The organism is Methylibium sp. (assembly GCF_013817365.1).
Lineage (GTDB): Bacteria > Pseudomonadota > Gammaproteobacteria > Burkholderiales > Burkholderiaceae_C > Methylibium.
Genome location: NZ_JACDCU010000364.1, coordinates 1 through 4,241, shown reverse-complemented (window position 1 = coordinate 4,241; position 4,241 = coordinate 1). Strand labels below are relative to the sequence as shown.

Genomic DNA, 4,241 nt, shown 5'->3' with positions numbered 1-4,241 from the left:
GCACAGCGCAGTCGCCGCGCAGCGGCGACCGCCGAGCCGGCGCGCCGCCGCACACCCGCCCACGGCTTTGCTTGCCCCGCCCCTCCCATTCGCGGAAACATCGATCCATCCAAGCCACCACCGCCGGCCAACGCGAACGAACGCCGTTTCAATCGCCGCAGATCGAACGAAACCCAGGTGGAGCCATTGAGATGGGCCCGGTGATCGCCATCCTCGGCGCCGAGAGCACCGGCAAGACCACGCTGGCGCACACCCTCGCGCTGGAGCTGCGTGCACTGGGCTGCAGTGCGGTCGTGGTGCGCGAGGTCCTGCGCGAGTTCTGCGACGCGCACGGGCGCACGCCGCAACCGCACGAACAGTTCGCCATCGCGGCCGAGCAGTGGCGGCGCATCGAAGCCGCCGCGCAAAACGGCAGCACCGTGGTGGCCGACACCACGCCGCTGATGATCGCCCTGTACAGCCAGTTCCTGTTCGACGATGCAAGCCTGCGGGCCGGTGCGCTCGAGCTCCAGCGCCGCTGCCGCCAGACGCTGCTGACCGGACTCGATCTGCCCTGGCAGGCCGACGGCCTGCAGCGCGACGGCCCTCAGGTTCGCGAGCCTGTCGACGCGCTGATCCGCAGCGCGCTGGCCGAAGCGGCGTTGCCCCACGCGGTGATTTACGGCACGGGCGCCGCGCGAACGGCCGCTGCGCTGGCCGCCGTGCGGCCGGCTCTCGGGTTGCCGGAACCGACGCAAGCCACGCCGGCCGACTGCGCGTCAGACTCGCCAGGAACAGCCAGCCGGCTCACCGCTCGCTGTCGCGAGTGCCTGGTGCCGGACTGCGAACATCTGGCCTTCACTGCGAAAGCCCCGAACCGATGAACGATCCGCGTCACACGCCTGCAGCCAAGACCCGGCTCGCTGCCGCGCTGGGGTCGGCCGAGGCCGAGGTCGAGGTGCGCAAGCGGGCGGCCGATGGTGCGCGGGGGATCCGCAGCTTCGTGCTGCGCGCCGGCCGCATGGGCAGCGGCCAAGTGCGCGCGCTGGCCGAACTGGGTCCGCGCTTCATGCTGCCGTTTCGGAACACGCCGCTCGAGCCGGTGGCGGTGTTCGGCCGCAAGGCGCCGCTGGTGCTCGAGATCGGGTTCGGCATGGGCGACGCCACGGCGCAAATCGCAGCGGCGCGGCCGGACACGGACTTCATCGGCTGCGAGGTGCACGCGCCCGGCATCGGCGCGCTGCTGCAGCGCATCGACGAACGCAGCCTGACGAACCTGCGCATCGTCCAGCACGACGCGGTCGAAGTGCTCGAGCACATGATCGTGCCGGCCTCGCTGACGGGCATCCACGTCTTCTTTCCCGACCCGTGGCACAAAAAGAAACACCACAAGCGCCGCCTGATCCAGCCGGCTTTCGTCGGTCAGCTCGTCACTCGGCTGGCGCCCGGCGGCACGGTTCACTGCGCCACCGACTGGCAACCGTATGCCGAGCAGATGCTCGCGGTGCTGAGCGCCGAGCCGGGCCTGGTGAACACCGCCGAAACGTATGCGCCGAAGCCGGACTACCGGCCGTTGACGAAGTTCGAGCAGCGCGGCATGCGGCTTGGCCACGGAGTCTGGGATCTCGTGTTTGCGCGACGCTGAAGGCGCCGAACACGCCGCAGGGTCACGCCGGCGCTGCCTTGCGCGCGGACGACAGCAGCGCGAGCAAGGCCTTCGCGGCAGGTTCGGAAGAAGCCGGGTTCTGGCCAGTGACCAGGAGGCCGTCGGTCAGCACGTAAGGCTCCCAGTCGCCGGCCTTCGAGTAGCGGCCGCCCTGCTGCTCGAGCATGTCTTGCACCAGGAACGGCACCACCTCGCTCAGGCCGACTGCGGCCTCCTCGGAGTTGGTGAAACCGGTGACGCGCCGGCCTTCGACCAGCGGTTTGCCGTCGGCCACCTTGGCATCGCGCAGCACGCCGGGCGCATGGCACACCGCCGCCACCGGCTTGCCTTGCAGGAGCATCGCTTCGATCAGCGCGATCGACTGCTGGTTCTCCGTGAGGTCCCACAAGGGGCCGTGGCCGCCGGGGTAGAACAGCGCATCGAAGTCCAGCGCCTTCAGCGTCTCCAGCCTCACCGTGTGGGCCAGCGCCTCGCGGGCTTGCGCGTCTTGCGCGAAGCGGCGTGTCGCTTCGGTCTGTGCATCGGGCTCGTCGCTCTTGGGGTCGAGCGGCGGCTGGCCGCCCAGCGGCGAGGCGATGGTGATGTCGGCGCCGGCGTCCTTGAAAACGTAATACGGGGCGGCGAACTCCTCGAGCCAGAAGCCGGTTTTCCTGCCGGTGTCACCGAGCTCATCGTGCGAGGTCAGGACCATCAGTATCTTCATCGTCGTGCTCCTGATGCGGGTGAAAAAACACAGGATGCAGCAATCGCAAAGGCGCCGTCCGTGACCGGCTCATCGACCCCACGCCTCACAGCAGATCCTCGATGTGAATCGGCAGCGCGCGCACCCGTTTGCCGGTGGCGTGATAGACCGCGCTCGAGATGGCCGCGGCGGTGCCCACGTTGCCCAGCTCGCCCAGCCCCTTCACGCCCGCCGGATTGACGAAGGTGTCCACCTCGGGCACCAGGATCACCTCCACCTCGGGCACATCGGCATTGACGGGCACCAGGTACTCGGCGATGTCGGTGTTCACGTAGCGTGCGTGGCGCGGGTCGATTTCAGTCTCCTCGTGCAGCGCCGAGCCGATGCCCCAGATCAGCCCGCCCATCAGCTGGCTGCGCGCGGTGCGCGGGTTCATGATGTGCCCGGCCGCAAAGGCGCCGACGATGCGCGGCACGCGGATCTCGCGCGTGCGCACGTTGATGCGCAGCTCCACGAACTCGGCGCCGAAAGCGAACATGAGCTTCTCGCCCTCGGTGCCGCCAGTGATGCCGGCCGCGCCCTGGTAGAGCTTCTTCACGTCCTCGGCCGACTTGCCGGGCGGGAACCATTCGGCGTACTCCTCGAGCACGCCCGCGCCCGCCGCGTTGAACACTACTGCCATCGACTCGCTGCGGCCGTCGAGCGCCGCCACGCGACCGTCCTTGAGCACCATCTGCGCGACCGGCACGCCGGCCAGGGCTCCTTGCCGCGACGCTGCCGCGAACAGCTTGTCGCGGATCGCGTCGCAGGCCTTCATGAGCACGGAGCAGGTGCTGGCGGTGACGTTGGAGCCGCCCGAAACAGGCGAGGCGGGCAGGCGGCTGTCGCCCATCTCGACCTGCACGGCGTCGAGCGGAATGCCCAGGGTTCGGGCGACCATCTGGCCTGCCACGGTGTAGGTGCCGGTGCCGACGTCGTGCGCCGCGAGCTGCGCGCGCGCCTTGCCGTCGGCATAGAACTGCACGCGCGCGGCGGCCGGCGCCACGTTGGTCGGGTAGGTGGCGGTGGCGCAGCCGTAGCCGATGAGCCAGTCGCCCTCTCGCATGGAGCCGGGCTTCGGGTTGCGCTTGCTCCAGCCGAAGGCGCGCGCCGCCTCGTCGTAGCACTGCATGAGCGAGCGGCTGCTGTAGGGCTTGCCGGTGATCGGATCGACCATCGTGTCGTTGAGGCGGCGGAACTCGACCGGGTCCATGCCGAGTGCCACCGCCATCTCGTCCATTGCGGCTTCGAGCGCGTAGATGTAGGGCACCTCGGGCGGCGAGCGCATGAAGCCCGGCGTGTTGCGGTCGGCGTGCACGATGCTCGCCTTGGTTGCGACGTTGCCGAAGGCGTACATCACGGCGCTGTTGATGTTGCCGGCGACGAAGTAGTTGTCGGGCCGCGAGGTGATCTCGCGCGCCTCGTGGAGGTAGGCCGTGAGCTTGCCGTCGCGCCCGGCGCCCAGGCGCACGCGGTGCTCGGTCTCGGCGCGGTAGGTGGCGACGGTGTAGCCCTGCTGGCGCGTCATGACCAGCTTGACCGGCCGGCCGATGCGCTTGGCGGCGAAGGCCACCAGTGCGGTGCGCGGCGTGACCGAGGCCTTGGCGCCGAAGGCGCCGCCGACATAGTGGCTGATCACGCGCACCTGAGCCGGATCGATGCCGAGCTGCTCGGCCACGCCGTTCTTCAGCGCATAGACGAACTGGCTGGGTTCATGGATGGTCAGCTCGTCGCCCTCCCAGGTGCAGCTGGTCGTGAACAGCTCCATCGCGTTGTGGTGCTGGGTCGGCGTGTAGTACTCGGCATCGACCTTGACCGTGGCGGCGGCAAAGGCCGCTTCTGCGTTGCCGACCTGCGGGTCCTTGTGCCGCTTCG

Annotated in this window: 4 protein-coding genes; 2 read left to right on the top strand and 2 right to left on the bottom strand. The window is 69.3% G+C overall.

Annotated features, from left to right (window positions below; translation table 11 throughout):
* The first annotated feature begins 191 nt into the window (after nt 1-191).
* Both H0W38_RS17710 and trmB read left to right on the top strand, forming a co-directional pair.
* On the top strand, nt 192-863 hold the full coding sequence (locus tag H0W38_RS17710; protein ID WP_292456531.1) for an ATP-binding protein: 672 nt from the start codon (nt 192-194) through the stop codon (nt 861-863).
* Nucleotides 860-1,624 carry a tRNA (guanosine(46)-N7)-methyltransferase TrmB gene (trmB, locus tag H0W38_RS17705; protein ID WP_292456528.1) on the top strand — a complete coding sequence of 255 codons (765 nt, stop codon included), beginning with the start codon at nt 860-862 and terminating at the stop codon, nt 1,622-1,624. Before H0W38_RS17710 ends, trmB begins: the two co-directional genes overlap by 4 nt.
* Nucleotides 1,625-1,646: 22 nt before the next feature.
* On the opposite strand, the gene H0W38_RS17700 is transcribed toward trmB, so the two are convergent.
* Together H0W38_RS17700 and H0W38_RS17695 are read right to left on the bottom strand one after the other, a co-directional pair.
* Nucleotides 1,647-2,348, bottom strand: coding sequence for a type 1 glutamine amidotransferase domain-containing protein (locus H0W38_RS17700; RefSeq protein ID WP_292456526.1), 702 nt, complete (start codon nt 2,346-2,348; stop codon nt 1,647-1,649).
* 85 nt (nt 2,349-2,433) lie between these two features.
* The coding region (locus H0W38_RS17695) for a xanthine dehydrogenase family protein molybdopterin-binding subunit (RefSeq protein ID WP_292456523.1) at nt 2,434-4,241 on the bottom strand (1,808 nt) is incomplete at its 5' end.